Source organism: Pseudomonas sp. P4_C3, from assembly GCF_056402075.1.
Genome location: NZ_JBFUIC010000472.1, coordinates 1 through 3,442 on the forward strand (window position 1 = coordinate 1; position 3,442 = coordinate 3,442).

5 protein-coding genes are annotated in these 3,442 nt (G+C 50.9%); 2 read left to right on the forward strand and 3 right to left on the reverse strand.

The window, feature by feature from the left end:
• Nucleotides 1–30 precede the first annotated feature (30 nt).
• Nucleotides 31–960: a LysR family transcriptional regulator gene (locus tag AC1DVH_RS29470; protein ID WP_477756755.1), complete on the forward strand. Its 930-nt coding sequence runs from the start codon at nucleotides 31–33 to the stop codon at nucleotides 958–960.
• A 319-nt stretch (nucleotides 961–1,279) separates the two neighbouring features.
• Here AC1DVH_RS29470 and AC1DVH_RS29475 read toward each other — a convergent pair whose 3' ends face one another.
• Nucleotides 1,280–1,723, reverse strand: a complete 444-nt coding sequence (locus tag AC1DVH_RS29475) for a hypothetical protein (protein ID WP_477756756.1) — start codon at nucleotides 1,721–1,723, stop codon at nucleotides 1,280–1,282.
• Between the two features lie 85 nt (nucleotides 1,724–1,808).
• Between AC1DVH_RS29475 and AC1DVH_RS29480 the strand changes: the two genes are divergently transcribed.
• Entirely contained in the window at nucleotides 1,809–2,102 is a 294-nt protein-coding gene (locus AC1DVH_RS29480) for a helix-turn-helix domain-containing protein (protein ID WP_477756757.1), read from the forward strand.
• Nucleotides 2,103–2,406: 304 nt separating this feature from the next.
• Here AC1DVH_RS29480 and AC1DVH_RS29485 read toward each other — a convergent pair whose 3' ends face one another.
• Nucleotides 2,407–3,045, reverse strand: a complete 639-nt coding sequence (locus AC1DVH_RS29485; RefSeq protein ID WP_477756758.1) for a hypothetical protein — start codon at nucleotides 3,043–3,045, stop codon at nucleotides 2,407–2,409.
• Nucleotides 3,023–3,442, reverse strand: a 420-nt coding sequence (locus tag AC1DVH_RS29490) for a hypothetical protein (RefSeq protein WP_477756759.1), incomplete at its 5' end; no start/stop codon positions are given. The genes AC1DVH_RS29490 and AC1DVH_RS29485, both read right to left, overlap by 23 nt.

The following is a 3,442-nucleotide window of genomic DNA, read 5'->3' on the forward strand; positions in this document are numbered from 1 at the left end:
GCCTGATCTGTTCTCCCCCCGAGGTTTGCTGTGGCTGCCTACAATCTGCGTCAATTGAAATACTTCATCACCACCGTCGAATGCGGCAGCGTCGCCGAGGCCTCGCGCAAGCTGTACATCGCACAGCCTTCGATCTCCACGGCCATCAAAGGGCTGGAAGACAGTTTCGGTGTGCAACTGCTGATCCGCCATCACGCCCAGGGCGTGTCGTTGACCCCCAGCGGTGCCCGCTTTTACCGCAAGGCCCAGGAGCTGCTGCGCATGGCCAAGGAGTTCGAGCAGAACGCCCTGGCCGACAACGACGTGGTGTCCGGGCAGATCGATATCGGCTGTTTCGAAACCGTCGCACCGCTGTACCTGCCGCAATTGATCGCCGGGTTTTCGGCGTTGTACCCGGGGGTGGAAATCCGCATCCGCGACGGCGAGCAACAAGAGCTGGTGCAGGGCCTGACTTCCGGTGCTTTCGATCTGGCGATCCTCTACGAGCACGACCTCGACGGCACCATCGCAACCGAACCCTTGATGCCGGCGCAACGGCCTTACGCATTGCTGCCGGCGGATCACCGCTTTGCCCAGCAGGCGCAGGTGTCGCTGCGGGACCTGTGCCTGGAGCCGATGATTCTTCTGGACGTGCAGCCGAGCCGAACCTACTTCGTCAGCCTGTTCGATGAGCTGGGCCTGACGCCACGCATTGCCTTCAGCTCACCGTCGATCGAGATGGTGCGCGGCATGGTTGGCCAGGGATTCGGTTTTTCGATCCTGGTGACCAAACCGCATTCGGAGTGCACCTACGACGGGCAGAAAGTGGTGTGCGTGGACATCGCTGAAGAGGTCACTGGTTMGGGGCTGGTGGCGGCATGGCTCAAGCGCGGGCAACTGACCAAACCGGCGCAGTTGTTCGCGGACTATTGCCGCGAACAGCTGACCGCAAAATCCGAAAGCTCAACGCCGTCCGTGTAGGAGCTGCCGCAGGCTGCGATCTTTTGATCGCGCTGCGATTACTTGCGCGGTTTGATCCGCGCAGTCGCCTCGGCCACCAGCGGATCATCCGGCCAGTAATCGCCCGTATCACCTATCGATCACCTACATTGACACCGCTCCGGATATTGAAATCACTCGGTAAGGCGGGAATTCGGCCAGAGAAGGTTGACTGTCAATGAGGATCGATAGGATTGACAAAAAATAAGACAAATATGGGGAGGATTGACAGGCATCACCGTCGGTTTTTGAGGAAACGCAATGAAGATTGACACCTTAGGGAGTCGCATGCCCGCAACCATCAAGCCACTTGTATTTGTCGTTCTTCAAAAATCACGTTTCGTTCAGCGCGTGCTTGAGTCAGCAAATTGCGATCACCGTCTACATAAGTGATGTTGTTTTTTACTTCGTAGATGTAGGCGACTGAGTCGTGGTCGCTCAGATGCTCTATTCGAAGCAAACGTTCCATACGCCAATCGCCACTTCCATTTAATCGGCCAGGCGTGACCAGTTGAATGCTCTCCACCTCGCGCCCGGAATGGGGATCAGACAGGAGGTCATCTAGAAGGGCGAGGCTATCGAGCATTAGGATGCTTCTTATCTGTTCAAATTTAACTCTCTGCACAACGGTGACATAAAACCAGACGTGAGCCAGCGTGAGCTCAACATATTTCCACGTTCGGTAATCTTCGCTGAAGTATTGGCGAAATAATGGGTCTTCTGCGTCGATCGGAGTTCTAAACATCAAATCATATCCTTTGTATACTCTATAGAGTATAGCGATTTTTCCTTTGCAAAGGCTTCATCTTTCCTTTTGCGAGCATCGGCAAATGGAACTGAAGAAGGCTTTCGGATTAGCGGTTCGCGACATCCGGCTTAGCAAAGGCCTACCCCAAGAGGCCCTCGGGCCGAGTCAACCCTTCGTCAGCGATTTAGAGCGCGGCATGAAATCGCCGAGCCTGGAAAAAATCCATGAGTTAGCGTCCTCACTGGGTGTCCACCCTTCCACTTTGTTTGTTTATTGCTATTTCAAGGCGGGCGAGGCAAAAGAATCGGCAGAAGATATTTTGGTGCGCGTGCAGGATGAGTTAGGAACTATCGGATTGAGCTCAAAAAAAGGTTGATGAAAAGCGACCAACCTCAATAATCGACAAAGCGGGCAGCAGTTGCCGGAAGGGGCGGCAGCTGAGCGTTCGAATGTTGTCGATTTCTGCCTGTCAAAATTGGCCGAAATTGGCCGGCAGATGCCGGCCATGAGGGGCAGAACGGCAGTAGCCCAATGGCCTTGAAACTGAAGATGGCGTAAGCCTAGAAGCGGATTAGGCTCTAGTCTCCGTTTTGCTCAATGTAAGTGGCGTTGCGAAGTAGCCGCTCGAGGGGGGGGCGGATCGAGTCAGGCAAGTAGACTCCTCCTCAGTCGTTCAAACGTCAAAGACTATTAATAACTTCATTTAGCTCGTCGCGTGAAATAAGTCTGCGATGATATTCATGTTTGTCATGCCCCGAAAGAGGGCCAATTACTAACGGATGGCTTGCAGAAACGTCATGAGTAATCAATACCGTAACAGCCACATTACTGTCGATAGATCTAGTTTCGTGTAACTGACCTGCACGCATGGAATATCGCATGCCCGTAGAATATTTTTGGATCTCCCCATCCGTGATATTTAAGGTTTCATTTTTTCTTACAAGAACTGAACTATCGCCAGTATAACTTGCTTCATAAACAGAGCATGGCATTCCAGCCCCATCAATAAACACGCATCTGTTAATAATTTCACCAGCTAAAACCCAGCTTGTAAAGTTGAAGACATGATCATGAATGGTTACCCCTTCACCTTGGTTAAGGTTTTCGGAAATTGGCCAAATATGCAGTCGCGCTTTTCTATCGCCCTCCACAAAAAAGACACATGAAATAAATCCCAGCGGATGAGCGCGAAACTCGAGACCTCGACCCAAGCACATCTCGATTACATCTGCAGGGCTTAAAGTCCATGCATCAAGAGCTATTTGCAGGGTAGAGATGCTTTGAATGTCAGCTAAATTAGTAGGGGTCTGACGGAGCATTGATTGCCTTCCTAATCACTTCAAGGTCTAATTTGCAGTTCTCGATTACACCCTTCAATCCTGAGCACTTAATTATCTCCTCCAGCTTGGAGGCAGTAACCTCGTCTTGAAATTCAACCTTGCCGCAACATTTAAACTCTTCTGCCTGACGCTCAATTAATCGTATGTCATCTTTATAGGAGTCATAAAAATACGTGCCCGCATCGGCTCTTAGTGCGCACGCCTCTTTTTCTTCCTTTGTTACTATCACATGGTTTTCTGATATATCAAACCGAAATGCAGAGAACGATTTAACAAAAAACAATCTTATACCGAGTAAGGGCTCAGTGGACTGGTATTTAAAAGCTGAAATTGCAGTAGAAACAATCTCTTCTTGAACGACCTTACAGCTCCATGG

Bases quoted from the DNA above. Each gene is read 5' to 3' on its own strand.
- AC1DVH_RS29480 (WP_477756757.1), top strand. From the start codon at position 1,809: ATGGAACTGAAGAAGGCTTTCGGATTAGCGGTTCGCGACATCCGGCTT.
- AC1DVH_RS29485 (WP_477756758.1), bottom strand. From the start codon at position 3,045: ATGCTCCGTCAGACCCCTACTAATTTAGCTGACATTCAAAGCATCTCT.
- AC1DVH_RS29475 (WP_477756756.1), bottom strand. From the start codon at position 1,723: ATGTTTAGAACTCCGATCGACGCAGAAGACCCATTATTTCGCCAATAC.